The following is a 23499-nucleotide window of genomic DNA, read 5'->3' on the forward strand; positions in this document are numbered from 1 at the left end:
GGGCGGGCGGGGATTCGGTGGCGGTCGGTTTCATGAGGTTAATGACTGACTGGTTAGTAATGTAGTCATTCACCGCACCAGCGTCAAGCCGCGAGGCTAGACAGGCCTCGCGAACGGCCTATGTGGCCCTGGTCAAGCTGTGTAAAGCGCGGCGGCCGGCGCAAGAAAAAGGGCGGGGCGCCATCACGGCGCACCGCCCTCGGCCCCGTCGCCGGCAGGGATCAGTAGAAGGCCTGCAGCCCGGTCTGGGCGCGGCCCAGGATCAGGGCGTGCACGTCGTGCGTGCCTTCGTAGGTGTTGACGGTTTCCAGGTTGATCATGTGGCGGATCACGTGGTACTCGTCGTGGATGCCGTTGCCGCCGTGCATGTCGCGCGCCAGGCGGGCGATGTCCAGCGCCTTGCCGCAGCTGTTGCGCTTGATCAGGCTGACCATCTCGGGCGCGGCCTTGTCCTCGTCCATCAGGCGGCCCACACGCAGGCAGCCCTGCAGGCCCAGCGTGATCTCGGTCTGCATGTCGGCCAGCTTCTTCTGGATCAGCTGGTTCTGCGCCAGCGGGCGGCCGAACTGCTGGCGGTCCAGGGTGTACTGGCGGGCCCGGAACCAGCAGTCCTCGGCGGCGCCCAGCGCGCCCCAGGCGATGCCGTAGCGCGCCTTGTTCAGGCAGCCGAACGGGCCCTTGAGGCCGGCGACGTTGGGCAGCAGCTGCGACTCGGGCACGAACACCTCGTCCATCACGATCTCGCCGGTGATGCTGGCGCGCAGGCTCATCTTGCCCTCGATCTTGGGCGCCGTCAGGCCCTTCATGCCCTTTTCCAGGACGAAGCCGCGGATGGCGGACTGGCCCGCGGCGCTTGCGCCGCCCTCCGAGCCCTCGTCGCCCTCGACCAGCTTGGCCCAGACCACGAACACGTCGGCGATCGGCGCGTTGGTGATCCACATCTTGGCGCCCTTGAGGATGTAGCCGCCCACCCCGTCACGTACAGCCGGCTTGGCGCGCGTGATCATGCTGCCCGGGTCGGAGCCGTGGTTGGGCTCGGTCAGGCCGAAGCAGCCCACCCACTCGCCGGTGGCCAGCTTGGGCAGGTATTTCTGGCGCTGCGCCTCGCTGCCATAGGCATGGATGGGGTGCATGACCAGCGAGCTCTGCACGCTCATGGCGCTGCGGTAGCCGCTGTCCACGCGCTCGACCTCGCGCGCCACCAGGCCGTAGCTCACGTAGTTGAGGCCGGCGCAGCCGTAGCCCTCTATGGTCGAGCCCAGGAAGCCCATGGCGCCGCACTCGTTCATGATCTCGCGGTCGAAATGCTCGTTGCGCGCGGCCATCAGCACGCGGGGCTGCAGCTTTTCCTGGCAGAAGGCGTGGGCGGCCTCGACAATGGCGCGCTCGTCGTCGCTCAGCTGCTCGTTCAGCAGGAAGGGGTCGGCCCAGTTGAATTTGGCGGTCATGCTGTCTCCTTTGGATGAGGCTCGATTACGAGGGTGGTTGCAGCTATTGTTGGTCAGTCAAGAATAGTTGTCTAATATTGATTGCGGATTCGACGATACAATTTTTATATTCATGGAATTCCGCCACCTGCGCTATTTCCTGGTGCTGGCCGAAGAACTGCATTTCGGCCGCGCCGCCCAGCGCCTGTCGATCTCGCAGCCGCCGCTGTCGCTCAACATCCAGCAACTGGAAGCTTCCATAGGCGCACGCCTGTTCACGCGCAACAGCAAGCAGGTGCAGCTGACCGACGCGGGCCGGGCCTTCGTGCCCCAGGCCCGGGCCCTGCTCGAGCAGGCCCAGCAGGCGGCGCGCCATGCGCGCGATGTGGCCGAGGGCCTGGCCGGCAGCCTGCAGGTGGGCTTTGTCGGCACCATGCTCTACCGCGGCCTGCCGCAGATGCTGCAGCGCTTCCAGGCCGAGCACCCGCGGCTGCGTCTCACGCTCAGGGAGCTGAGCTCCAGCGACCAGCTGATCGAGCTCGCGCACGAGCGGCTGGACCTGGGCTTCGTCCACACCACGCGCGTGCCGCCGGGCCTGTCGCAGCTGCTGGTGGCGCGCCAGCCCTTCGTCGCCTGCCTGCCGGCCGGCCACGCGCTGGCGCGCCAGCGCAAGCTGTCGCTGCAGCGCCTGCAGGGCGAGCCCTTCGCCATGGTCTCGCGCGCCGTCTCGGCCGACTACCACGAGCGCATCCTGGCCATCTGCACCGAGGCCGGCTTCACGCCCGAGATCCGCTACGAGCTGCGCCACTGGCTCAGCGTCGTGTCCCTGGTCTCTCAGGGGCTGGGCGTGGCCCTGGTGCCGCAGGCGCTGCAGCAGTCGGCCCTGCCGGGCACGGCCTTCGTGCCGCTGGACAGCGCCACCATTCCCTACGACACCTACTGCCTGTGGAAGAGCGCGCGCGACCATGTGGCGGTGCAGGCCTTCGTGGCGGCCGTGCAGGAGGGCGCCAAGCCGCTACAGTCGGATTCCCGGGATTGAAGGAGACGGACATGGGCGAGACGCAAACCATAGCTCTGGGCGGCGGCTGCTTCTGGTGCACCGAGGCGGTGTACGTGCGCGTCAAGGGCGTGCTCGACGTCGAGTCGGGCTACAGCAACGGCCATGTGGAACGGCCGAGCTACGAGCAGGTCTGCAGCGGCAGCACCGGCCACGCCGAGGTGGTCAAGCTGGTCTACGACCCGGGCCAGATCAGCCTGCGCGAGATCCTGGAAATCTTCTTCCTGGTTCACGACCCGACCCAGCTGAACCGCCAGGGCCACGACACGGGCACGCAGTACCGCAGCGGCATCTACTACAGCACGCCCGAACAGAAGGCCGAGGCCGATGCGCTGATCCGCGAGATGAGCCAGGACAAGCTGTACGGCGCGCCCATCGTCACCGAGGTGCTGCCGCTGGCCAACTACTGGCCGGCCGAGGAGGACCACCAGGACTTCTTCGAGCGCAACCCGACCCAGGGCTACTGCCTGGCCGTGGCCGCGCCCAAGGTCGCCAAGTTCCGCCAGACCTTCGCGCGCCTGGCGAAGGATTGACCGTGCGATGATGCGCGCATGAGCAGGGCGCGGCATTCCTCCGCCTGGCTGCTGGCGCTGGCCCTGCTGCTGGCCCAGACGCTGGGCCTGGTGCACGGCCAGCTGCACGCCACGGCGCAGCAGCTGGCGCGTGCGCATGCGCACGCCGAGCTGTCCGAAGGGGCGCCGGCCGAGCGCTGGGAGGCGCTGTTCGACGCGCACCGCAGCGCCGCGGACTGCCTGGTGTTCGACCAGCTCAGCCATGGCGACGCCGCAGCTTCCATGCCCCTGCTCGCGCCGCCGCCGCTGCCGGCGGCAGCTTGGCTGCTGGATTTCTTCCAGGCCCAGCTTCGGGCCTGCCTGGGCGCGCCCTTCGACGCGCGCGGCCCGCCCCCGCTTCGCTGAATCCCCGTCCCTTCGCCTGACACCGCCGGCCGCAGCGCCGGCGGTGGCCTCGCGCCTGTCCGATTCAACGAACCGAACCCTCATGAATTCCCTGTTTCCGCGCAAGGCGAGCTGCCTTGCCCTCCTGTCCCTGGGCGCCTTTGGCGGCGCCGCCCTGGCCCAGACGGCCTCCGACACGCCCAGCCTGAAAGAAGTCACGGTCACCGGCAATCCGCTAGCCGCCAGCGAGCTGGTCGCGCCCGCAACGCGCCTGTCCGGCGCCGAACTGCTGCTGCGCGCCCAGCCCACGCTGGGCGAGACGCTGGACGGCACGCCCGGCGTCAGCAGCAGCTATTTCGGCCCCAACGCCAGCCGCCCCATCGTGCGCGGCCTGGACGGCGACCGCATCCGCATCCTCAACAACAGTGGCGCCAGCCTGGACGCTTCGGCGCTCAGCTACGACCATGCCGTGCCCATGGACCCGCTGGCCATCGAGCGCATCGAGGTGCTGCTCGGTCCGGCCGCGCTGCTCTACGGCGGCAGCGCCGTAGGCGGCGTGGTCAACCTGATCGACAACCGCATCCCGCGCGAACCGGTCGAAGGCTTCCAGGGCAAGGCCGACGCGGCCGTGGCCAGCGGCAACCGCGAGCAGGGCGGGGCCCTGCTGCTCGAGGGCGGCAGCCAGCGCCTGGGCCTGCATGTGGACGCCTTCAGCCGGCGCAGCGGCGACACGCGGGTGCCCCTCGAGCTGTCCTGCACGCGCGAGGGCGTGACGAGCGTGGCGCGCCGCATCTGCAACTCCGCCGCCGACACCCAGGGCGGTGCCGTCGGTGCCAGCCTGTTCTTCGACCAGGGCTACCTGGGCGCCTCGGTGGCCAGCTACCGCAGCGACTACGGCAGCGTGGCCGAGGACGAGGTGACGATCGGCATGAAGCAGAACCGCTACGCGCTCGAGGGCGAGGTGCGCCAGCTCGGCGGCTGGCTGCAACGCCTCAAGGGCCAGTTCAGCCACAGCGACTACCGTCACACCGAGTACGATGCCGGTGCGCCCGGCACGCGTTTCGCCAACCAGGGCAACGACCTGCGCATCGAGGCCCGGCACCGCAAGCTGGGCGCCCTGGACGGCGTGCTGGGCCTGCAGGCCGAGTCTGCGCGCTTCTCGGCCGACGGCGAGGAGGCCTTCGCGCCCTTCAGCCGCAGCCGCCAGGCCGCGCTGTTCCTGCACGAGGAACTGGCCACAGCCTGGGGCAAGCTGAGCTTCGGCGCACGCAGCGAGTCGGTCCGGGTCGAGTCGCTGGGCAACCCCGACCCCGCCGTGACGCGCTTCACGACCGGCAGCCGCAGCTTCCACCCGCACAGCCTGGCGCTCGGGGCCCTGGTCCGACTGCCGGCTTCCTGGCAGTTCACCGCCAACCTCGCCGCCACCCAGCGTGCCCCCAAGGACTACGAGCTGTTCGCCAACGGCCCCCACGTGGCCACCGGGGCCTGGGAACGCGGCGATCCCACGCTCGCCCTGGAAAAATCCACCGGCCTGGACCTGGGCCTGGCCTGGAAGGAGGGGGCCAACCGCTTCGCGCTCAACGGCTACCTGAGCCGCTTCGGCAACTACATCGGCCTGCAGGACACGGGCAGCACCGAGTCCAGCGACGGCGAGGAACTGCCGCTGTTTGCCTACCGCGGCCTGCGCGCCCGCTTCGCCGGCCTGGAAGCCAGCGGCAACCTGCGCCTGCTCGGCGCCAACGATGCCGAAGCCGGCCGCACGGCGTCGACGCTGGACCTGGCCCTGCGCGGCGACCTGGTGCGCGCGACCAACCGCGACAGCGGCGAGCCGCTGCCGCGCATCGCGCCCTGGCGCGCCGGCGCCACCCTGGTCTGGGCCCAGGGCCCCTGGGGCGCGCGTCTGGGCTTCGACCATGTCGCGGCCCAGCACCGCGTGCCGGCCGGCAGCCGCGCGACCGAGGCCTACACGCTGTGGAACGCGGCGCTGAGCTATCGGCAGAAAGCCGCCGCGGCCCAGCTGACCTGGTATGCGCGCCTGGACAACCTCACCAACCGCCTGGCCTGGAGCGCCAGCTCCATCCTGACCAGCACCGCCTTCCCCAAGGCGCCGCTACCGGGGCGCAGCCTGAGGCTGGGGGTGCAGGCCCTGTTCTGATACGGTCTTGCATTCATTGAGATAGCCTCATCGCGCTGCGACGCGGTGCCGTGTTCCGTTCATGTCCCCCGGCGCCGGCCTCTGGCCGTCGCCTCCTCCTTGACTTCACTGCACACGACACCGCGCCGCAGCGCTCCAGCCGGCGTCGTGGTGTGCGAAGCCGTGGCGCGAGACCGGCGGTGGACCCGAAGGGGAGGGCGGGTGAACGGCGCAGTGAAGTCAAGGAGGAGACGAGGGCGGCACGCCCTCGTCGGGGGACATGAACGGAGCCGTTCGCCCGTCCTCCCCGCCTCACCGACGCGATGAGGGACTTCTGACTTCTTCTTGTACTTCTGATCGCAAGTCGGTATGAGGCGGCGAGGGCATGGGGCGCCGATAATCGGCCCCGCATGTCCCTAGATCATCCCGTTCTCTCCTCCCTGCTGCCCGTCGTCCTGCTGATCTTCATCGGCTTCGTCGCCGGCAAGGCCCGCCTGATCCGCGCCGAGGCGGTGCGCGACCTCTCCAACCTGGTGTTCCTGGTGCTTACCCAGGCGCTGCTGTTTCGCACCATGAGCACGGTGCGCGTCGAGCGCATCGACTTCCACTCGGTGATGCTTTATTACCTGGTCGCCGGCGCGCTGTTCTTCGCGCTGCTGCTGGCCCAGGGACTGAACAGCCGCTCCGCCGTGCTGGCGCTGGCGGCGATCTTCAGCAACACGCTGATGATAGGCGTGCCCCTGGTGGGCCTGGCCTACGGCGAGGCCGGCCTGGTGCAGCTGTTCACGCTGATCTCGCTGCATGCCCTGGTGCTGCTGACCCTGGCCACGGTGGTGCTGGAGCTGCTGGAAGCGCGCGAGCTGGCCAGTGCGGGGCAGGGCGAGCCGCGCCACATGCTGGCCACGGTGGCCCAGGCGGTGAAGAACGCCGTGATCCACCCGGTGCCCATGCCCATCATCGCGGGCCTGCTGTACGCGCAGACCGGCTGGGGCCTGCATCCCGTGGTGGAGCGGCCGCTCAGGCTGCTCGGCGACGCGTTCGGGCCGGTGGCCCTGGTGCTGGTCGGCGTGACCCTGGCCCAGGCCGCGATCGGCGCCCAGCTGCGCGGCGCGCTGGTGATCTCGGCGATCAAGACCCTCTTGCACCCGCTGCTGATGGCCGCGGCCGGCTGGGCCTTCGGCCTGCGCGGCCTGCCGCTGGCGGTGATGGTGGTGGCGGCCTCGCTGCCGGTCGGGGCCAACGTGTTCCTGTTCTCCCAGCGCTACCGCAAGGCCGAGGACCTGGTGACGGCCAGCGTCGCCGTCTCCACGGGGCTGGCCCTGCTCAGCGTGTCGCTGGTGATGGCGCTGATCCCGCTGCTTCCGGCTTGATCACTCAGGGTGCCAGCCGTTCGCGCCGCCAGGCGCCGCCCTCGAGGCGGTAGCGCAGCCGGTCGTGCAGCCGGCTCTTGCGGCCCTGCCAGAACTCCCAGCCGTCGGGCTTGAGCCGGTAGCCGCCCCAGTGCGGCGGGCGCGGCGGATTGAGCAGGAACTTGGCGCCGTAGCGCGCCGCGTTGGCCACCAGCACCGAGCGGCCTTCGATTACCTGGCTTTGCGGCGAGGCCCAGGCGCCTATGCGCGAGTCCAGCGGGCGGCTGTGGAAATAGGCCTCGCTTTCCGCCTCGCTGACCTTCTCGATCAGGCCCTCGACGCGCACCACGCGCTCGAGCTCGACCCAGTGGAACTGCAGCGCGGCATAGGGGTTGCCGGCCAGCTCCTGGCCCTTGCGGCTCTCGTAATTGGTGTACCAGACGATGCCCTGCGCGTCGTAGCCCTTGATCAGCACCACGCGGGTGCTGGGGCGCAGGTTGCTCGCCACGGTGGCCACGGTCATGGCATTGGGCTCGGGGATCTCGGCCTTGACGGCCTCATGCAGCCACTGGTCGAACTGGGCCAGCGGGTCGGCGTGCGAGGCGTCCTCGCTGAGTTCGGCGCGCTCGTAGCTTTTGCGCAGGTCGGCGATGTTCATGCGCAAAGTATAGGCAGGGCAGGGCGGCGAGCTCAGCGCGCGTGCGCCAGCAGGGCCTGCAGCGCGCGGTCGTGGATGCCGTGCTGGCGCAGGCTGTCGTGGGTCTGGCGCACATAGTCCAGCGTGCTGCCGAAGCGGCCCTGCGCGCGGCGGAAGATCTCGCGGTACTGCGCGGCCGACAACTCGCCGGTGTAGCTGGGGCTGCGGCGCGAGAGCGTGAAGCTCAGCGCGTGGACCCGCCCATGCGGCGTGGCGCAGGGCAGCCAGCGCGGCGTGTAGACGCCGCCCAGGGGCATCTCGCGCTCCCAGAGCTGGCGCAGCACCTCGTCGGCGGCACGGTGCGGCACGCGGAAGGCCACGCCCTGGCAACTGCCGCCGGGCAGCAGCGCGAACACCAGGCCCGGCGATTCGGGCGTGCCGCGGTTGACGCGGCTCCACATCTTGAGGGCGCGATGCCAGCCGTGCACGCGCGTGACATGGCGCTCGCTGAACTCGAAATCCGGGCGCCAGATCAACGAGGCGTAGCCGAACACCCAGAGGTCGCCATGGCCGTCCCAGGCCCGCGGCCCATGGAAGGGTCGCGCCTCGCGCGGCGCGCCGAGCGGGGCAGGAGGCGGGGCGTCCATGCCCCCCACTTTACAATCCGCGCAGATTTTTTTGTGAGAACCAACCATGAATTCGCAACAAGACAACAGCCTGACCGTGGTCGGCGTGGTCCTGGTCCTGGTGATCCTGATGGCCGTCAGCCTGGCCGTGGGCATGGGCCTGCACAAGAGCCGCAACAAACCCGCCGCCGCGCCTGCTGCTGCAGCCCCGGCGGCCAGCGCGCCGGCCAGCGCCGCAGCCGCCAAGCCCTGAGTCGGCCCGCCGGTCCTTTTTTGGTAACCCATTCGTAACCCGGAACCGTGCCACGGGCGCCGGTTCCGAGTTACCATCGCGGATGTAATTAAGTTACTAATCCGCATGAAACTCCACGCCACGGTGGCCGCCGTCACGGCCCGCATCACGGAGCGCAGCCGTGCAAGCCGCAGCGCCTACCTGCAGCAGATCGAGGCCGCAGCGGCCCGTCCCCCGGGCGCCGAGCGCATGGGTTGCGCCAATGTGGCGCACGCCTTCGCCGGCATGCCCGGCAATGACAAGTTCCGCGTGGTGGTCGAGCGCGGGCCCAACATAGCCATCGTCAACGCCTACAACGACATGCTCTCGGCCCATGCGCCGCTCGAGCATTACCCCGAGCTGATCAAGCAGGTGGCGCGCGAGCGCGGCGCCACGGCCCAGGTGGCCGGCGGCGTGCCGGCCATGTGCGACGGCGTCACCCAGGGCACGCCGGGCATGGAGCTGAGCCTGTTCTCGCGCGACGTGATCGCCATGGCCACCGCGGTCTCGCTGAGCCACGACGTGTTCGACGCCGCGCTGATGCTGGGCGTGTGCGACAAGATCGTGCCGGGCCTGCTGATTGGCGCGCTGCAATTCGGCCACCTGCCCACGGTCTTCGTGCCGGCCGGCCCCATGACCAGCGGCCTGTCCAACAGCGAGAAGGGCAAGGTGCGCGAGCTCGCGGCCCAGGGCAAGGTGGGGCGCGAGGAACTGCTCAAGGCCGAGTCGGCGGCCTACCACGGCCAGGGCACCTGCACCTTCTACGGCACGGCCAACAGCAACCAGATGCTGCTCGAGGCCATGGGCCTGCATGTGCCGGGCACGGCCTTCGTCAACCCCGGCAACGAACTGCGCGCCGAGCTCACGCGCGAGGCCGCGCGCACCGTGCTCGAGATCGTCAAGGCCAGGCGCTACATGCCGATAGGCCGCATGGTCGACGAGCGCTGCATCGTCAACGCCATGGCGGCCCTGCTGGCCACCGGCGGCTCGACCAACCACCTGATCCACTGGGTGGCGGTGGCGCGCGCGGCCGGCATACAGATCGACTGGGACGATTTCTCCGCGCTGTCCGACGTGGTGCCGCTGCTCACCCGCGTTTACCCCAACGGCAGCGCCGACGTGAACCAGTTCCAGGCCGCGGGCGGCCCGGGCTACGTGATCCGCGAGCTGCTCGACGCCGGCCTGATGCACGAGGACGTGCTCACCGTGCGGCCCGGCGGGCTGCGCGAGTTCACGCGCTGGCCGGTGGCCAAAGCCGAGGGCGGCCTGCACTGGGAAGACATAGGCGCGTCCAAGGACGAGCATGTGGTGCGGCCCGCCGCCCAGCCCTTCAGCGCCAGCGGCGGCCTCAAGCTGCTCAAGGGCAACCTGGGGCGCAGCGTGATCAAGGTCTCGGCAGTGCCCGAGGACCGCCACGTCATCGAGGCGCCGGCGCGCGTGTTCGACTCGCAGGAAGCGCTGCAGCAGGCCTTCAAGGCCGGCGAGCTAGAGCGCGACGTCGTCTGCGTGGTGCGCTGGCAGGGCCCGCAGGCCAACGGCATGCCCGAGCTGCACAAGCTCACGCCGCCGCTGGCCGTGCTGCAGGGCAAGGGTCATCGCGTGGCCCTGGTCACCGACGGCCGCATGAGCGGCGCCTCGGGCAAGGTGCCGGCGGCCATCCATGTCTCGCCCGAGGCCGCCGCGGGCGGGCCGCTGGCGCGCCTGCGCGACGGCGACCTGGTGCGCCTCGATGCCGTGGCCGGCACGCTGGAGGTGCTGGTCGACGCCGCCGAATGGGGGGCCCGCGAGCCGGCTACCATGCCGGCCGAGCTGCGCGCCGCCAACGGCGTGGGCATGGGCCGCGAACTGTTTGCCGGCATGCGCCGCAACGCACTCAAAGCAGAAGAAGGAGCCTGCACATGGCTGTGAATGAAACCCTGAGCGCCCTGCAAGTCATGCAGGACGCACCCGTGATCCCCGTGATCGTGCTGCACGACGTGGCCCATGCCGTGCCCATGGCGCGCGCCCTGGTGGCCGGCGGCATCCGCATGCTGGAGGTCACGCTGCGCACGCCGCAGGCCTTGGCCTGCATGGAGGCCATCGCGCGCGAGGTTCCCGAGGCCGTGGTCGGCGCCGGCACCGTGCGCAGCGCGGCCGACGCCCAGGCGGCGCAGATGGCGGGCGCGCGCTTCGCCGTGAGCCCCGGCTACACCCATGCGGTGGGCCGGGCCTGCCAGGAGCTGGGCCTGCCGCTGCTGCCCGGCGTCGCGACCGGCAGCGAGATCATGGCGGCCCAGGAGGACGGCTACACCGAGCTCAAGTTCTTCCCGGCCCTGCAGGCCGGCGGCATCCCCATGCTCAAGGCCTGGGGCGGCCCCTTCGGCGACGTGAAGTTCTGCCCCACCGGCGGCGTCACGCCGCAGAACGCGGCCGACTTCCTGGCCCTGCCCAACGTGGCCTGCGTGGGCGGCTCCTGGCTGGTGCCGGCCGACGCGCTGGCCCAGGGCGACTGGGCGCGCATCGAAGCGCTGGCGCGCGAGGCCAGCGCGTTCAAGCGCTGAGCGCGTCTCTTTTCTCTTACCGAAGCCCGACGCCGCCGGCGTGCTCGGCGCGCTGGATCAGCTCGATCTTGTAGCCGTCCGGGTCGGTCACGAAGGCGATCACCGTGGTGCCGCCCTTGACCGGGCCGGCCTCGCGCGTGACCTGGCCGCCCGCGGCCTTGATCTTCTCGCAGGCCGCGTAGGCGTCGGGCACGCCGATCGCGATGTGGCCGTAGGCCGTACCCATCTCGTAGCGGTCCACGCCCCAGTTGTAGGTGAGCTCGAGCTCGGCGTGCTCGGGGTTACTGCCGTAACCGAGGAAGGCCAGCGAGTACTTGTACTCGGGGTTCTCGGAAGTTCGCAGCAGTTTCATGCCCAGCACCTGGGTGTAGAAATCGATGGCGCGCTGCAGGTCGCCCACGCGCAACATGGTGTGAAGAAGTCTCATGCGGCCTATTGTGCCGGTAAAGGTGCCGGCAAATCGAAGACGAGGCAGGTGGTGCTGGCATGGGCGTACAGCTGGCCGTCGGGGCCGACCAGGCGCGCCTCGGCCGTGGCCAGCTGGCGCCCGCAATGCAGCACCCGGCCCTCGGCGCGCACGCGCTGCACCTTTGGGGTCAAGGCCTTGACCAGCTTGATGCTGAGCTCGGCCGTGGTATAGGCGCGGCCCGGCGGCATCAGGGTGTGGACCGCACAGCCCAGGGCCGAGTCGAGCAGGGTGGCGAACCAGCCGCCGTGCACCGTGCCCATGGGGTTGAAATGCTGCGGCCCCGGCTGGCCCTGGAACACCGCGCGCCCGGACTCGACCTCCAGCAACAGGAAATCCAGGGTGCGCGCCATGGGTGCATGGGGCAGCTCGCCGCGCAGCATGGCCTGCATGAGCTCGAGGCCGCTCAGGCCGGCGATCTGCTCGCGCCGGGCCACGCCGGGGCCGGCACCCGCATCCAGGCGGGCCAGGATCTCGCGCTCCAGCGCGAGCCACAGTTCGAGATGGTTGTGCTGGGTCACGGGCTTTTCCGAAATAAAGATTGTATATGCAATTGATGTAGCTACAATAATCGGCATGGACACCGCTGTCAAGCCGCAGGGCTGCACCAACCTCAAGCTGCGCCAGCTGATGCGCCAGGTCAGCCGCCACTACGACGCCGAGATCGGCAAGACCGGGCTCAAGGGCACGCAGTACTCGCTGCTGTCCTACGTGGTCAAGCTGGGGCCCATCCGCCCGGTCGACCTCGCGCAGGCCATGGGCGTGGACGCCTCCACGCTGACGCGCAACCTGCGTCCGCTGATCGATCAGGGCTGGATCGCGCTGGAGGACGGGCCGGACGCGCGCAGCCGCCTGGTCGTGGCGACGGACGCGGGGCGCGACAAGCGCACCGAGGCGCAGCGCCGCTGGCGCGTCGCGCAGGAGGGCATCAACCAGCGGCTCGGGCCCGAGCGCGTGCTGGCGCTGCATGCGCTGCTCGACGAATGCGGCGCGCTGCTGGGCGAGGCGGAACAAGGAGAAAACGATGACTAGTCATTCCCCCGCGGCGCGCACCCATGCGCTGTGGCTGGTGCTGCTGGCAGCGGCCGGCACCTTCGCGCTGACCATGGGCACGCGCCAGACCATGGGCCTGTTCCTCTCGCCGCTCAACACCGCGACCGGCCTGGGCGTGGGCAGCATCAGCCTGGCGTTCGCCTTCGGCCAGCTCTGGTGGGGACTGACCCAGCCCTTTGCCGGCATCGTGGCGGACCGCATAGGCGCCGGCCGCGTGCTGTTCATCGGCGCCCTGCTGGTGGCGCTGGGCACGGTCATCACGCCCCTCATGAGCAGCACCGCGGGCCTGATCTTCGCGATCGGCGTGCTGGCCGCGGGCGGCGCGGGCATGGCCGGCCCTTCGGTGCTGATGGCCGCCACCACGCGGCTGATGCCCGCCGACAAGCGCGGCATGGCCACCGGCATCGTCAACGCCGGCGGCTCGTTCGGCCAGTTCCTGATGGCGCCCGTCGCGGCGGGGCTGAGCGCTTCGCTGGGCTGGGTGACTGCGCTGCAACTGCTGGGCCTGACGGTGTTGCTGGCGCTGCCGGCGGCCTGGGTGCTCAGGGGCAATGCGCAGGCGCTGCACGCGCCCGCGGGCGGCGCGCAGCCGCTCGGCACGCGGGCGGCCGTGCGCGCGGCGCTGCGCGACCCCAGCTACCGGCTGCTGGCCGCGGGCTTCTTCGTCTGCGGCTTCCACGTGGCCTTTCTCGCGACCCACCTGCCCGGCGTGGTGGCGGCCTGCGGCCTGCCGGCCCAGGTCGGCGCCTGGTCGCTGGCGGTGATCGGCCTGTTCAACATCGTCGGCAGCTTCGCCATGGGCTGGGCCGTGGGCCGCTGGCGCATGAAGTCCCTGCTCTCGCTGGTCTACGCCGTGCGCGCCCTGGCCGTGCTGGTGTTCCTGCTATCGCCCAAGAGCGAGGCCGTGGTGCTGGTCTTCGCCGCGGTGATGGGGCTGAGCTTTCTTTCCACCGTGCCGCCCACCGCCGGCCTGGTGGCCAAGTTCTTCGGGCCCGCCCACATGGCCACGCTGTTCGGCCTGGTGATGCTCGCCCACCAGGTCGGCGGCTTCCTCGGCGCCTGGCTGGGCGGCAAGGTGTTCGAGGCCACCGGCGCCTACGACTGGGTCTGGTACATCGACATCCTGCTGGCGGCCGGGGCGGCGCTGGTCCACCTGCCGATACGGGAAGCGCATCTGCCGCTGCGTGCGGCGGCGCGGGCCTGATGCGAGCCATGCCAAACGCTGCTGCAACCACCGGCGACGGCGCCGCGCAGCGCGAGCGCGCGCTGGACCCGCGCACCCGCCTGCTGCTCGAAGCCCCGATCGCAACTACGCTGCTGCGGCTGGCGGTGCCCAACGTGCTGGTGATGGTGGCGCAGGCGGCGGCGGGCCTGATCGAGACCTACTTCGTCGGCAAGCTCGGCACCGATGCGCTGGCCGGCATGGCGCTGGTGTTTCCCGCCGTGATGCTGATGCAGATGATGTCGGCCGGCGCCATGGGCGGCGGCATCGCCTCGGCCATCGCGCGTGCGCTCGGCGCGCGCCGGCGCGACGACGCCGATGCCCTGGTGTTCCACGCCCTGGCGGTCGCCTTGCTGTTCGGCGCCGGCTTCATGCTGGCCCTGCTGTTCGGCGGCCGCTGGCTCTACGGCAGTATGGGTGGCACGGGCGCCTCGCTCGAGGCGGCGATGACCTATTCGAACTGGGTCTTCGCCGGCGCCCTGCTGGTGTGGCTGTTCAACTCGCTGGCCGCCGTGATCCGCGGCACCGGCAACATGGCGGTGCCGGCCATCGTGACCTGCGCCGGGGTCGCGCTGCTGGTGCCGCTGTCGCCGCTGCTGATCTTCGGCTGGGGACCGCTGCCGGGCATGGGCATCGCCGGCGGGGCGATCGCGCTGCTGATCTACTACGGCGCCGGGACGCTGGTGCTGGCGGCTTACCTGAGGTCCGGCGCCAGCCTGCTGCGGCCGGCATGGGCCCGGTGCCGGCTGCGCTGGGCCCTGTTTCGCGACATCCTGCGGGTGGGGCTGGCGGGCGCCGTCTCCACCGTCGCGACCAATCTGGCGATAGCCATCGCCACGGCCTTGGCGGGCGGCTTCGGGCCGGCCGCCATCGCAGGCTACGGCACGGCCTCGCGCCTCGAGTACCTGCTGGTGCCGCTGGTGTTCGGGCTCGGCGCGCCGCTGGTGGCCATGGTCGGTACCTGCATGGGCGCCGGGCAGCGCGAGCGGGCGCTGCGCGCCACCTGGATCGGCGCGGCCATGGCCGCCGCGCTCACCGAGGCCATAGGCCTGTGCGCCGCCGCCTTCCCGCAGGCCTGGCTGTCGCTGTTCGACAGCGACCCCGCCATGATAGCGGCCGGGTCGCAATACCTGCGCGTGGTCGGGCCGGTGTATGGCTTGTTCGGCCTGGGCTTGACGCTGTATTTCGCGTCGCAGGGCGCAGGGCGGCTGCTGTGGCCGGTCGCGGCCAATATCGCGCGGCTGACGGTGGCCGCGGCCGGTGGCTGGCTGGCCCTGCGCCTGGGCGGCGGGCTGACCCAGGTGTTCATCGCGCAGGGGGCGGCGCTGGCCGTCTATGGCGTGGTGAATGCGCTGGCGATTGCCGGCGGCGCCTGGTTCGGCCGCGTGGGCTGGCCGCGCACGCCTGCAGGCCTGGTGCGAAGGGCGGGCGGCAGGCCCGAAACGCAAATCTAGACGCAAAAGGAGAACCGCATGAGCGCAAACCCGGCCAAGGCCCTGCACCTGGATGATCTGGCGGTGGGCGACGCCTTCACCAGCGCCGAGCATGCGCTCGACGCGCAGCAGATCAAAGCCTTTGCCGCAGCCTTCGATCCGCAGCCCTTTCATCTCGACGACGAGGCCGCGAAGGGCACGCTGTTCGGCGGCCTGGCTGCCAGCGGCTGGCACACGGCGGCCATCACCATGCGCCTGCTGGTGACCGGCGGCATGCCGCTGGCGGGCGGCATCATCGGCGCGGGGGGCGAGCTGAGCTGGCCCCGGCCCACGCGGCCCGACGACCGGCTGCATGTGGTGAGCGAAGTGACGGGCATCGCCCCGTCGCGCTCCCGGCCCGATCGCGGCATCGTCACCGTGCGCAGCGAAACGCGCAACCAGCGCGGCGAGGCGGTCCAGGTGCTGGTGTCCAAGCTGGTGGTGCCGCGCCGGCCGGCCTGACTCCGGGGCCAGCTGGCCGCGGTCAGTGCGGATGCCGGTGGTGGGCGTCTGGGTAATGCGGGTGGCTGTGCGTCAGGGCCTCGTGCCGGTGCGGGTGGCTGTGCCGCGTGCCGGGGGCGCCCGGCTCCTCGTGCGCATGCTGGTGGTGCGCGTCGTGCACATGGCTGTGGCTGTGCTCCAGGGCCTCGTGCTGGTGCTCGTGCGCGTGGCGCTCGGTCAGGTGCAGCCACAGGCCCAGGGCCATCAGCGCGGCGGCGGCCAGCAGGCGGGGCGCGACGGGCTCGCCCATGGACACGGCCAGGGCGGCGCCGAAGAACGGGGCCGCGGAGAAATACGCCCCGGTGCGCGCCGTGCCCAGGTGGCGCAGGCCCAGCACGAACAGCGTGAGGCTGACCCCATAGGCCGCGAAGCCCAGCACCATGGCGCCCGCCACGGCCGCGGGTGGCGGGAGGCTCGCGCCCAGCCAGGCCGCCAGGGCCAGGTTGACGCTGCCCGCGGCCAGGCCCTTGACGCAGGCGATCCAGCTCGCGTCGGCCAGCGCGACCTTGCGCGTGAGGTTGTTGTCCACGGCCCAGGCCAGGCAGGCGCCGAGCACGGCCAGGGCCGGCCAGGCGCCCTCCCAGCGGGTCTGCTGCGGCCAGCTCAGCAGCAGCGCCCCGGCGACGATGCTGGCCATGCCCAGCGCGATGCGGCGGTCGAAGTTTTCCCGGAAGGCGAACCAGGCGAGCAGGGCCGTCAGCACGCCCTCGGCGTTGAGCAGCAGCGAGGCGCCGGAAGCCGACATGCCCGACAGGCCCAGCATCAGCAGCACCGGGCCGGCGACGCCGCCGGCCAGGATGGCGCCCAGCAGCCAGGGCAGCTCGGCGCGCGCCGGGCGGACGGCGGGCGCGCGGCGCAGCGCCCGGAACAGCGCCAGGCCCACGCCCGAGCCGAGGTAGAGCAGGCCGGCCAGCAGCCAGGGGTCGACCGCCTCCAGCAGCCGCTTGGCCAGCGGGGTGCCGGCGCCGAACAGCAGGGCGGCGCCGAGCGCGGCCAGCACGCCGGGTTCGCGCAGGGCGTGGATTCGTGACATGGGCGAATTGTGCCCCCAGTCGCGTGCGGTGCTTGCCGTGCGGCCGCGCCTGGGGCACCATGCGGGGATGGCGGAGCAAGGAGCCCGCCATCCCTGTCCCTTCACAGGAGGAAGCCGGCCATGAAGCAGATAGCGCAAATCCTCAAGACCAAGGTGGACCAGGAGGTCTACACCGTAGGGCCCGCCGATCCGGTGTTCGACGCCGTGGCGCTGATGGCCGAGAAGAACGTCGGCGCGTTGCTGGTCATGGACGGCGGGCGGATCGTCGGCATCATGAGCGAGCGCGACTACGCGCGCAAAATGATCCTCGCGGGCCGCAGCTCCAGGGAGACGCCGGTGTGCGAGATCATGAGCGCGCCGGTGCAGTACGTCAGCCCCAGCCACAGCAACGAGGAATGCATGGCGCTGATGACCGAAAAGCGCCTGCGCCACCTGCCCGTGCTGGAGGAGGGCCGTCTGGTCGGCCTGATCTCGATCGGCGACCTGGTCAAGGACATCATCGCCGAGCAGAGCTTCATCATCCGGCAGCTCGAGCACTACATCGCGGGCGACCGCGGCGGTTGAGCGCGCCGACGCCTGGCGGGCCCGGGCCGGCGTTCAGTGGTTTGGATCGGTGGGCACCGATGCCTCGGCGCCCTGCTGCTTCTGCGCCGACCACCAAGCGAGCATGCGCCGGAAGTCGCCGCTGAAGCCGCGCTGGCGCAATTCCTCGTGCAGCATGGAGCAGGCGGCCGAGTCGCCCAGGTCCAGCAGCATGCGGCCGGCGCGGTGCTCGCATTCCAGGTAGGCCCGCTTGAGCTGCTCGACGCTGAGGCCGGCCAGTTCGGCCCGGCTGGGCTGGGCCATGCTGTCCGGGGTCCACAGCGCGAGGGGCATGGCCAGGAGGGCGGCGTACGGGGGCATGGCGGCGATCCTTTCCCTCGCGACGGCGCGCGAGACGCGATCACACTGCCTGAACTCTAGATGGCCCCGGTCCGAAATTCAAAGCCAAAGCCGCCGGCGCCGCGTGCTTCAGGGCTGCCGGCCCGCCGCGCAGGCCGCAGCAAAGGCCAGCGCGGCCCGGCGCACCGCCTCGGCGCTCTTGCCCGGCTGGTACAGGGCCGAGCCTATGCCGAAGCCGTCCGCGCCCGCGGCGCGGTAGATCGCCATGTTGTCCGGCGTGACGCCGCCCACGGGCAGCACCGGCACGCCCTTGGGCAGCACGGCGCGCAAGGCCTTGACCACGGCCGGCGAGACCATCTCGGCCGGAAACAGCTTGAGGCCGTGCGCGCCGGCGGCCAGCGCGCCGAAGGCCTCGCTGGGCGTCATCACGCCGGGCAGGCAGGCCAGGCCCAGCGCCACGGCCTCGCGCACCACGGCCGGGTCGAAGTTGGGCGAGACGATCAGCTGCCCGCCTGCGGCGCGGACCTCGCGCACCGCCTCGGCGCTCAGCACCGTGCCGGCGCCGACCAGGGCCTGGGGAAAGGCCTCGGCCAGGCGGGCGATGCTGTCCAGCGGCTGGGGCGAGTTCAGCGGCACCTCGATCAGGCGAAAGCCGCTGTCGACCAGGGCCGCGCCTATGGCCGGCGCCTCGGCGGGCGTGAGGCCGCGCAGGATGGCGACCAGGGGCAGGGCGGCCAGCGCCTGGTGCAGGCGTTCAACGGCGGTGGTGTTCATGTCGGAATTCCTTTCATGCCTTGGGCGATGGCGTGCAGCCCGGCCCAGCTGGCCTCGGCGCCGAAGGCTCGGCTGCGCAGCCCCAGCAGGGCCAGGGCGCTGGCGTAGCGGGTGGTCAGGGTGTCGGAGCCGATCAGCAGGATGTCCTGGGCGCTGCCGGCCGGCAGGGCCTGGGCGCGCAGCTCCTCGCCGATCAGCAGGCCGGAGAGGTAGCTGGCCAGGGCGGCCTGCGGCAGGGTTTCGAACAGCGCCAGCGTGCGCGTGCCGAAAGCCAGGTGCAGCAGGCTGGGCCCGGCCTGGGCGCGCCGCACGCCGGCCTCGAAGGCGGGTGCGTCGAACGGCGCCTCGGCGTCCAGCGTGCGCGCGAGGATGGAGTGCCGGCTCAACAGGGCGTAGAACTCGCCGGTCATGTAGCTGCGAAAGCCGATCACGCGGCCGTCCTGCACGCGGGCCCATTTGCTGTGCGTGCCGGGCAGCACGCACAGGCCGTCGCTGAGGCCGGCCAGCTGCAAGGCGCCGAAGATCTGCACCTCCTCGCCGCGCATCACGTCGGGCACGCCGTCCTCGACCACGCTCAAGCCCGGCACGATGGCGATGCGGCCGGGCTCCACCCAGGCCAGGTGGCGGCCCAGCTCGCCGAAGCCGGCCGGGCAGGGGCAGTAGGGCGCCTCGATCCAGCCCTGGCGGCTGCCCGCCATGCCCGAGATCAGGCAGGGCGCGCCGCTCTCGCGTTGCCAGGCGCCGAACAGGGACTCGAAGAGCGCGGGGAAGCCGCCGGCCTCCACGCTGAGGATGCCGCGCGGCAGCGCGATCTCCTCGAGCACGCGGCCGGCCGCGTCCAGCTGCGCGCCGCGCAGCGAGCTGGTGCCCCAGTCGACCGCGATCAGGGCGGCGACGTCAATGGTTTTGTGCATGTGTGGTTCTTGGCGTGAGGTCGCGCCCGGGGTTGCTCTCGACGTACATGGGTCCTGGTGGTCGCGTCGTGCTTGCGTCGTACCATTGTGGCGCGGCAGGGCGGCCTGCCTTTCGACACCCACGCCATGGTCCCAGACTTTCTCCTCGATCACCGCTGCAAGAGCTACCCGCTTGCGGCAACTCCCTGCGATGCTTCCGCGATCGGCGCCCGCGGCTGGAACCTGCTGGCCGACGACCTGCCTTATCCGCTGGCCGTGATCCGCCGCTCGGCGCTGGACCACAACATCGCCTGGATGCAGGCCTATGCGCGCACCAAGGGCGTGGCCCTGGCGCCGCACGGCAAGACCAGCATGTCGCCCGAGCTGTTCGCGCTGCAGCTGGCCGCCGGCGCCTGGGGCCTGAGCTTTGCCACCGTGTTCCAGCTCGCCGTGGGCGTGGAGGCGGGCGTGCGCCGCGCCATCATCGCCAACCAGGTGGTCTGCGACGCCGACTTCGACGGCCTGGCCGCGCTGCTCGATCGCCACGAGGGCCTGCGTGTGTGGTTCCTGGTCGACTCGACGGCCCAGCTCGCGCTGATCGAGGACTGGGCGGCGCGCCGTGGCCGCTCGCGCCGCTTCGACACCCTGCTCGAGGTCGGCATCCCCGGCCAGCGCACCGGCTGCCGCACGCTCGAGCAGACGATGGCGCTGGCCCGCGCCATGGCCGCCTCGCCTGCGGTGCGCCTGGGCGGCATCGAGTGCTACGAGGGCGGAGTGGCCAACTGCAACAGCGAGCATGACGCGCGCGAGGTCACGGCGCTGGTGCGCCGCATGACCGAGGCCGTGCGCGCCTGCGACGCCGAGCGGCTGTTCGCCGAAGAGTCGGTGCTGGTCACGGCCGGCGGCTCGGCGGTGTTCGACCTGGTGGTGCCGCTGCTGCGCGTTCAGGGCCTGTCGCGGCCGGTACAGGGCGTGCTGCGCTCGGGCTGCTACGTCACGCACGACCACGGCAACTACCGGCGCTTTCTGAAGCTGGTCGAGCAGCGCGAGGGGCTGCACGATTCGCTGCTGCCCGCGCTCGAGGTCTGGGCCATGGTGCAGTCGGTACCCGAGCCGGGCCTGGCCCTCTTGACCTGCGGCCGGCGCGACATCTCCTACGACCTGGAAATGCCCATGCCGGTGCGCCATGCGCCGCGCGGCGAGCGCGGCACCCCGCGCCCCGCGCCCGGCGGCTGGACCATCGGTGCGCTCAACGACCAGCATGCCTACCTGCGCTTCGACCCGGCGGGGCCCGTGCCCGCGGTCGGCGACCGCGTGGCCTTAGGGCTCTCGCACCCCTGCACCACCTTCGACAAATGGCGCTGGCTGGCGCTGGTCGAGGACGACGGGGCGGTGAGCGGCGCCATCAGCACGCGTTTCTGAGCCACGGTTGGACTTGCGCTGCTTCAGCCGTCCAGGCCGCGCAGGGCCTCGGCCGGGTAGCCGGGCTGCTCGCGGCAGTCGGCGATGTACTGCTCGACGATGGCCTTGAACGAGGCATCGGGGCGCAGGCCCAGGGCCAGCGCGCGCTCGTAGCTGGCGCCGCGCGCCCAACCGGCGACGATGCCGGCGATGCGCTCGTCGCGCTCGAAGCGCACGCGCTGCAGCACATGGTGCCCGGCCACTTCCTCCAGCGCCTGCAGCATCTCGCCCACGCGCACGTTGAGCGCCGGCAGGTTCAGGGCCAGGCGTCCGCCCAGGGCCTCGCGGCTGGCCTCGTAGACCGCGATCAGGCCGCGCACCGTGGTGGCCGGCGAGGACACGGGGTGGGAGACCTCGGGGTCGACCGGGCAGATCGCGGTCTCGCCCGCCAGCGGCTCGCGGATGATGCCGCTGAAGAAGGAAGAGGCCGCACCATTGGGCCGGCCCGGCCGCACGGTCACGGTCATCAGCCGCGCCGAGCGCCCGTCGACGAAGCCCTTGCGCGTGTAGTCGGCGATCAGGTACTCGCACATCAGCTTGTGCGTGCCGTACGAGGTCTGGGGCGAGGGCAGGGTGGTGTCGCTCACGCGCTCGGGCATGGGGTTGCCCGCATCGGGCCCGAACACCGCGACCGAACTCGCGAACACCAGGCGCGGCGCATTGCCGGCGCGGCGCAGGCCTTCGAGCAGGGCGCGCGTGCTGTCGAGGTTGGAGCGCAGCCCCAGATCGAAATCGAGCTCGCATTCGCCCGATACGGCCGAGGCCAGATGGAACACGCCGTCGAAGCCGCTGGCGAACAGCGCGCCCTGTTCGAGCAGCGGGCCGGTGTGGGCGCGCACGCGCGGGTCGGCGGCCAGGTCGGCCGGGGGCGGGAACAGGTCGGCGATCGCGAGCTCGGTGAGGGGCTGGCCGGCCAGCTGTCCCTTCTTGAGCAGCTCACGCGCCAGGCGTGCGCCGACGAAGCCGCCGCCGCCGGTGACGAGGATTTTCATGACAGCCCCCGCGGCTCAGTGGTTGTCTTTGGGCACGAAGGCCCCGCGCTTGCCGACCAGGAAATCGAGGTCCACGCCTTCGTCGGCCTGCAACACATGGTCCACGTAGAGCTTCCAGTAGCCGGACTTCAGCGGCGGCTCGGGCGCCTGCCAGTTGGCCAGCCGGCGCTGCAATTCCTCGTCGCTGATCAGCAGCTGCAGCCGGCGCTCGGGCACGTTGAGCTCGATCATGTCGCCGTTCTGCACCACGGCCAGCGGGCCGCCGGCTGCCGCCTCGGGCGTGGTGTGCAGCACCACCGTGCCGTAGGCCGTGCCGCTCATGCGCGCGTCGCTGATGCGCACCATGTCGGTGATGCCCTTCCTGAGCACCTTGGGCGGCAGCGGCATGTTGCCGACCTCGGCCATGCCGGGGTAGCCCTTGGGGCCGCAGTTCTTGAGCACCAGGATGCAGCTCTCGTCCACGTCCAGGTTCTCGTCGTCGATGCGCGCGTGGAAGTCGTCGCTGTTCTCGAACACCACGGCGCGGCCCTTGTGCACCATCAGCTCGGGCGTGGCGGCGCTGGGCTTGATCACGGCGCCGCGCGGCGCGAGGTTGCCGCGCAGGATGGCGATGCCGGCCTTTTCCTTGAAGGGCTGGTCGAATTTCTTGATGACGCGCGGGTCGTAGTTCTCGGCGCTGGCGATGTTCTCGGCGACGGATTGGCCGCTGACGGTGATGATGTCCTTGTGCAGCAGGTGCTGGATCTCCTTCATCACCACCGGCAGGCCGCCGGCGTAGCAGAAGTCCTCCATCAGGTGCTCGCCCGAGGGCTGCAGGTTGACCAGGCAGGGCAGCTCGCTGCCCAGGCGCTCGAAGTCGTCCACCGTGAGCTTCAGCCCCAAGCGTCCCGCGATCGCGATCAGGTGGATCACGGCATTGGTCGAGCCGCCGATCGCGGCCAGGGTGCGGATGGCGTTCTCGAAGGCCTCGCGCGTGAGCACCTGGGAGATCTTCTGGTCGGCATGCACCATCTCCACGATGCGGCGGCCCGCCTGGCGCGCCAGCACGTTGCGCCGGCCATCCACGGCAGGATAGGCGGCATTGCCCGGCAGGCCTATGCCCAGCGCCTCGACCATGCTGGCCATGGTGGAGGCCGTGCCCATGGTCATGCAGTGGCCGTGGCTGCGGTGCATGCAGCTCTCGGCCTCGAAGAAGTCCTGCAGCTTGAGCGTGCCGGCGCGCACCTGCTCGCTCATGCTCCACACGCCGGTGCCCGAGCCGAGTTCCTGGCCGCGCCACTTGCCGTTGAGCATGGGGCCGCCGGAGACGCCTATGGTCGGCAGGTCCACGCTGGAGGCGCCCATCAGCAGCGAGGGCGTGGTCTTGTCGCAGCCCATCAGCAGCACCACGCCGTCGATGGGGTTGCCGCGTATGCTTTCCTCAACGTCCATCGAGGCGAGGTTGCGGTACAGCATGGCCGTGGGGCGCAGCAGGGTCTCGCCCAGCGACATCACGGGGAACTCGAGCGGAAAGCCGCCGGCCTCGTAGACGCCGATCTTGACCTGCTCGGCCAGCGTGCGGAAATGGCTGTTGCAGGGCGTGAGCTCGCTGAAGGTGTTGCAGATGCCGATCACCGGGCGGCCGTCGAACTGGTCGTGCGGCACGCCCTTGCCCTTGACCCAGCTGCGGTAGGCGAAGCCGTCTCGGTCCTGGCGGCCGAACCATTGCTGGCTGCGAAGTTCGGAGGGTTTCTTGCGGGGAGTCTGTGTCATGAAGTTTGTCTCGCTCTGGGGTTATGGGGCAGGGTTTGCCCGTATCGATCGGGTGCTCAAT

The 23499-nt window shown here is 70.9% G+C and carries 25 protein-coding genes; 14 read left to right on the top strand and 11 right to left on the bottom strand.

What is annotated here, in order from left to right:
* Positions 1-221: 221 nt before the first annotated feature.
* Positions 222-1448, bottom strand: a complete 1227-nt coding sequence (locus tag FFS10_RS17970) for an acyl-CoA dehydrogenase (RefSeq protein WP_137895850.1) — start codon at positions 1446-1448, stop codon at positions 222-224.
* A 112-nt stretch (positions 1449-1560) separates the two neighbouring features.
* Here FFS10_RS17970 and FFS10_RS17975 point away from each other — a divergent pair, with 112 nt between their 5' ends.
* From FFS10_RS17975 to FFS10_RS17995, 5 genes are all read left to right on the top strand, one after another.
* Positions 1561-2466, top strand: a complete 906-nt coding sequence (locus FFS10_RS17975) for a LysR family transcriptional regulator (protein WP_137895851.1) — start codon at positions 1561-1563, stop codon at positions 2464-2466.
* A gap of 11 nt (positions 2467-2477) precedes the next feature.
* Complete coding sequence (msrA, locus tag FFS10_RS17980; RefSeq protein WP_137895852.1) at positions 2478-3017, top strand: peptide-methionine (S)-S-oxide reductase MsrA; 540 nt, start codon at positions 2478-2480, stop codon at positions 3015-3017.
* Between the two features lie 18 nt (positions 3018-3035).
* Entirely contained in the window at positions 3036-3401 is a 366-nt protein-coding gene (locus FFS10_RS17985) for a hypothetical protein (RefSeq protein WP_137895853.1), read from the top strand.
* An 82-nt stretch (positions 3402-3483) separates the two neighbouring features.
* A complete protein-coding gene (locus FFS10_RS17990) occupies positions 3484-5535 on the top strand; it encodes a TonB-dependent receptor (protein WP_137895854.1) in 2052 nt (683 codons plus the stop codon).
* A gap of 389 nt (positions 5536-5924) precedes the next feature.
* Complete coding sequence (locus FFS10_RS17995; protein ID WP_137895855.1) at positions 5925-6884, top strand: AEC family transporter; 960 nt, start codon at positions 5925-5927, stop codon at positions 6882-6884.
* A gap of 4 nt (positions 6885-6888) precedes the next feature.
* Here FFS10_RS17995 and pdxH read toward each other — a convergent pair whose 3' ends face one another.
* Together pdxH and FFS10_RS18005 are read right to left on the bottom strand one after the other, a co-directional pair.
* Entirely contained in the window at positions 6889-7521 is a 633-nt protein-coding gene (gene pdxH, locus FFS10_RS18000; protein WP_137895856.1) for a pyridoxamine 5'-phosphate oxidase, read from the bottom strand.
* A gap of 32 nt (positions 7522-7553) precedes the next feature.
* Positions 7554-8147 carry a gamma-glutamylcyclotransferase gene (locus FFS10_RS18005; RefSeq protein ID WP_137895857.1) on the bottom strand — a complete coding sequence of 198 codons (594 nt, stop codon included), beginning with the start codon at positions 8145-8147 and terminating at the stop codon, positions 7554-7556.
* A gap of 46 nt (positions 8148-8193) precedes the next feature.
* Between FFS10_RS18005 and FFS10_RS18010 the strand changes: the two genes are divergently transcribed.
* The 3 genes from FFS10_RS18010 to eda all read left to right on the top strand — a co-directional run bounded on the left by FFS10_RS18010 (position 8194) and on the right by eda (position 10937).
* Complete coding sequence (locus tag FFS10_RS18010) at positions 8194-8379, top strand: hypothetical protein (RefSeq protein ID WP_137895858.1); 186 nt, start codon at positions 8194-8196, stop codon at positions 8377-8379.
* Positions 8380-8484: 105 nt separating this feature from the next.
* Complete coding sequence (edd, locus tag FFS10_RS18015; protein WP_137895859.1) at positions 8485-10305, top strand: phosphogluconate dehydratase; 1821 nt, start codon at positions 8485-8487, stop codon at positions 10303-10305.
* Positions 10296-10937 carry a bifunctional 4-hydroxy-2-oxoglutarate aldolase/2-dehydro-3-deoxy-phosphogluconate aldolase gene (gene eda / locus FFS10_RS18020; RefSeq protein WP_137895860.1) on the top strand — a complete coding sequence of 214 codons (642 nt, stop codon included), beginning with the start codon at positions 10296-10298 and terminating at the stop codon, positions 10935-10937. Before edd ends, eda begins: the two co-directional genes overlap by 10 nt.
* A 16-nt stretch (positions 10938-10953) precedes the next feature.
* Here eda and gloA read toward each other — a convergent pair whose 3' ends face one another.
* Together gloA and FFS10_RS18030 are read right to left on the bottom strand one after the other, a co-directional pair.
* The gene (gloA, locus tag FFS10_RS18025) at positions 10954-11364 is read right to left on the bottom strand and encodes a lactoylglutathione lyase (protein ID WP_137895861.1); all 411 of its coding nucleotides are present in this window, start codon (positions 11362-11364) and stop codon (positions 10954-10956) included.
* A 5-nt stretch (positions 11365-11369) separates the two neighbouring features.
* Complete coding sequence (locus tag FFS10_RS18030; protein WP_249931345.1) at positions 11370-11924, bottom strand: PaaI family thioesterase; 555 nt, start codon at positions 11922-11924, stop codon at positions 11370-11372.
* Between the two features lie 55 nt (positions 11925-11979).
* Here FFS10_RS18030 and FFS10_RS18035 point away from each other — a divergent pair, with 55 nt between their 5' ends.
* The 4 genes from FFS10_RS18035 to FFS10_RS18050 are packed head-to-tail and all read left to right on the top strand — an operon-like array spanning position 11980 to position 15612.
* Positions 11980-12435: a MarR family winged helix-turn-helix transcriptional regulator gene (locus tag FFS10_RS18035; protein WP_137895863.1), complete on the top strand. Its 456-nt coding sequence runs from the start codon at positions 11980-11982 to the stop codon at positions 12433-12435.
* Positions 12428-13660 carry an MFS transporter gene (locus tag FFS10_RS18040; protein WP_137895864.1) on the top strand — a complete coding sequence of 411 codons (1233 nt, stop codon included), beginning with the start codon at positions 12428-12430 and terminating at the stop codon, positions 13658-13660. The genes FFS10_RS18035 and FFS10_RS18040 overlap by 8 nt, the downstream gene beginning before the upstream one ends.
* A gap of 8 nt (positions 13661-13668) precedes the next feature.
* Positions 13669-15132: an MATE family efflux transporter gene (locus tag FFS10_RS18045; RefSeq protein WP_249931346.1), complete on the top strand. Its 1464-nt coding sequence runs from the start codon at positions 13669-13671 to the stop codon at positions 15130-15132.
* Positions 15133-15150: 18 nt separating this feature from the next.
* On the top strand, positions 15151-15612 hold the full coding sequence (locus FFS10_RS18050) for a MaoC family dehydratase (protein WP_137895866.1): 462 nt from the start codon (positions 15151-15153) through the stop codon (positions 15610-15612).
* Positions 15613-15634: 22 nt separating this feature from the next.
* Here the strand turns inward: FFS10_RS18050 and FFS10_RS18055 are convergent, their stop codons facing one another.
* Positions 15635-16684 (bottom strand): DMT family transporter, encoded by a 1050-nt coding sequence (locus tag FFS10_RS18055; protein ID WP_137895867.1) that lies wholly within the window; start codon positions 16682-16684, stop codon positions 15635-15637.
* 120 nt (positions 16685-16804) lie between these two features.
* Between FFS10_RS18055 and FFS10_RS18060 the strand changes: the two genes are divergently transcribed.
* A complete protein-coding gene (locus FFS10_RS18060; protein ID WP_137895868.1) occupies positions 16805-17248 on the top strand; it encodes a CBS domain-containing protein in 444 nt (147 codons plus the stop codon).
* A gap of 33 nt (positions 17249-17281) precedes the next feature.
* Here FFS10_RS18060 and FFS10_RS18065 read toward each other — a convergent pair whose 3' ends face one another.
* The 3 genes from FFS10_RS18065 to FFS10_RS18075 form a co-directional block, all read right to left on the bottom strand.
* Complete coding sequence (locus FFS10_RS18065; RefSeq protein WP_137895869.1) at positions 17282-17587, bottom strand: hypothetical protein; 306 nt, start codon at positions 17585-17587, stop codon at positions 17282-17284.
* Between the two features lie 108 nt (positions 17588-17695).
* Positions 17696-18340, bottom strand: a complete 645-nt coding sequence (locus FFS10_RS18070; RefSeq protein WP_137895870.1) for a 2-dehydro-3-deoxy-6-phosphogalactonate aldolase — start codon at positions 18338-18340, stop codon at positions 17696-17698.
* Positions 18337-19254: a 2-dehydro-3-deoxygalactonokinase gene (locus FFS10_RS18075; RefSeq protein ID WP_137895871.1), complete on the bottom strand. Its 918-nt coding sequence runs from the start codon at positions 19252-19254 to the stop codon at positions 18337-18339. Before FFS10_RS18075 ends, FFS10_RS18070 begins: the two co-directional genes overlap by 4 nt.
* 126 nt (positions 19255-19380) lie before the next feature.
* Between FFS10_RS18075 and FFS10_RS18080 the strand changes: the two genes are divergently transcribed.
* Complete coding sequence (locus FFS10_RS18080) at positions 19381-20655, top strand: amino acid deaminase (RefSeq protein WP_137895872.1); 1275 nt, start codon at positions 19381-19383, stop codon at positions 20653-20655.
* Positions 20656-20678: 23 nt separating this feature from the next.
* On the opposite strand, the gene denD is transcribed toward FFS10_RS18080, so the two are convergent.
* The gene (denD, locus tag FFS10_RS18085; RefSeq protein ID WP_137895873.1) at positions 20679-21686 is read right to left on the bottom strand and encodes a D-erythronate dehydrogenase; all 1008 of its coding nucleotides are present in this window, start codon (positions 21684-21686) and stop codon (positions 20679-20681) included.
* A 15-nt stretch (positions 21687-21701) separates the two neighbouring features.
* Positions 21702-23438: an IlvD/Edd family dehydratase gene (locus FFS10_RS18090; RefSeq protein ID WP_137895874.1), complete on the bottom strand. Its 1737-nt coding sequence runs from the start codon at positions 23436-23438 to the stop codon at positions 21702-21704.
* Between the last annotated feature and the right edge of the window lie 61 nt (positions 23439-23499).

Source organism: Ramlibacter sp. 2FC, assembly GCF_005503345.1.
Classification (GTDB): domain Bacteria; phylum Pseudomonadota; class Gammaproteobacteria; order Burkholderiales; family Burkholderiaceae_C; genus SCMQ01.

What these genes read in the sequence shown, in the direction of transcription:
- FFS10_RS17970 (WP_137895850.1), bottom strand. Translation starts at nt 1,448, where the DNA reads ATGACCGCCAAATTCAACTGGGCCGACCCCTTCCTGCTGAACGAGCAG.
- FFS10_RS17975 (WP_137895851.1), top strand. Translation starts at nt 1,561, where the DNA reads ATGGAATTCCGCCACCTGCGCTATTTCCTGGTGCTGGCCGAAGAACTG.
- msrA (WP_137895852.1), top strand. Translation starts at nt 2,478, where the DNA reads ATGGGCGAGACGCAAACCATAGCTCTGGGCGGCGGCTGCTTCTGGTGC.
- FFS10_RS17985 (WP_137895853.1), top strand. Translation starts at nt 3,036, where the DNA reads ATGAGCAGGGCGCGGCATTCCTCCGCCTGGCTGCTGGCGCTGGCCCTG.
- FFS10_RS17990 (WP_137895854.1), top strand. Translation starts at nt 3,484, where the DNA reads ATGAATTCCCTGTTTCCGCGCAAGGCGAGCTGCCTTGCCCTCCTGTCC.
- FFS10_RS17995 (WP_137895855.1), top strand. Translation starts at nt 5,925, where the DNA reads ATGTCCCTAGATCATCCCGTTCTCTCCTCCCTGCTGCCCGTCGTCCTG.
- pdxH (WP_137895856.1), bottom strand. Translation starts at nt 7,521, where the DNA reads ATGAACATCGCCGACCTGCGCAAAAGCTACGAGCGCGCCGAACTCAGC.
- FFS10_RS18005 (WP_137895857.1), bottom strand. Translation starts at nt 8,147, where the DNA reads ATGGACGCCCCGCCTCCTGCCCCGCTCGGCGCGCCGCGCGAGGCGCGA.
- FFS10_RS18010 (WP_137895858.1), top strand. Translation starts at nt 8,194, where the DNA reads ATGAATTCGCAACAAGACAACAGCCTGACCGTGGTCGGCGTGGTCCTG.
- edd (WP_137895859.1), top strand. Translation starts at nt 8,485, where the DNA reads ATGAAACTCCACGCCACGGTGGCCGCCGTCACGGCCCGCATCACGGAG.
- eda (WP_137895860.1), top strand. Translation starts at nt 10,296, where the DNA reads ATGGCTGTGAATGAAACCCTGAGCGCCCTGCAAGTCATGCAGGACGCA.
- gloA (WP_137895861.1), bottom strand. Translation starts at nt 11,364, where the DNA reads ATGAGACTTCTTCACACCATGTTGCGCGTGGGCGACCTGCAGCGCGCC.
- FFS10_RS18035 (WP_137895863.1), top strand. Translation starts at nt 11,980, where the DNA reads ATGGACACCGCTGTCAAGCCGCAGGGCTGCACCAACCTCAAGCTGCGC.
- FFS10_RS18040 (WP_137895864.1), top strand. Translation starts at nt 12,428, where the DNA reads ATGACTAGTCATTCCCCCGCGGCGCGCACCCATGCGCTGTGGCTGGTG.
- FFS10_RS18045 (WP_249931346.1), top strand. Translation starts at nt 13,669, where the DNA reads ATGCCAAACGCTGCTGCAACCACCGGCGACGGCGCCGCGCAGCGCGAG.
- FFS10_RS18050 (WP_137895866.1), top strand. Translation starts at nt 15,151, where the DNA reads ATGAGCGCAAACCCGGCCAAGGCCCTGCACCTGGATGATCTGGCGGTG.
- FFS10_RS18055 (WP_137895867.1), bottom strand. Translation starts at nt 16,684, where the DNA reads ATGTCACGAATCCACGCCCTGCGCGAACCCGGCGTGCTGGCCGCGCTC.
- FFS10_RS18060 (WP_137895868.1), top strand. Translation starts at nt 16,805, where the DNA reads ATGAAGCAGATAGCGCAAATCCTCAAGACCAAGGTGGACCAGGAGGTC.
- FFS10_RS18065 (WP_137895869.1), bottom strand. Translation starts at nt 17,587, where the DNA reads ATGCCCCCGTACGCCGCCCTCCTGGCCATGCCCCTCGCGCTGTGGACC.
- FFS10_RS18070 (WP_137895870.1), bottom strand. Translation starts at nt 18,340, where the DNA reads ATGAACACCACCGCCGTTGAACGCCTGCACCAGGCGCTGGCCGCCCTG.
- FFS10_RS18075 (WP_137895871.1), bottom strand. Translation starts at nt 19,254, where the DNA reads ATGCACAAAACCATTGACGTCGCCGCCCTGATCGCGGTCGACTGGGGC.
- FFS10_RS18080 (WP_137895872.1), top strand. Translation starts at nt 19,381, where the DNA reads ATGGTCCCAGACTTTCTCCTCGATCACCGCTGCAAGAGCTACCCGCTT.
- denD (WP_137895873.1), bottom strand. Translation starts at nt 21,686, where the DNA reads ATGAAAATCCTCGTCACCGGCGGCGGCGGCTTCGTCGGCGCACGCCTG.
- FFS10_RS18090 (WP_137895874.1), bottom strand. Translation starts at nt 23,438, where the DNA reads ATGACACAGACTCCCCGCAAGAAACCCTCCGAACTTCGCAGCCAGCAA.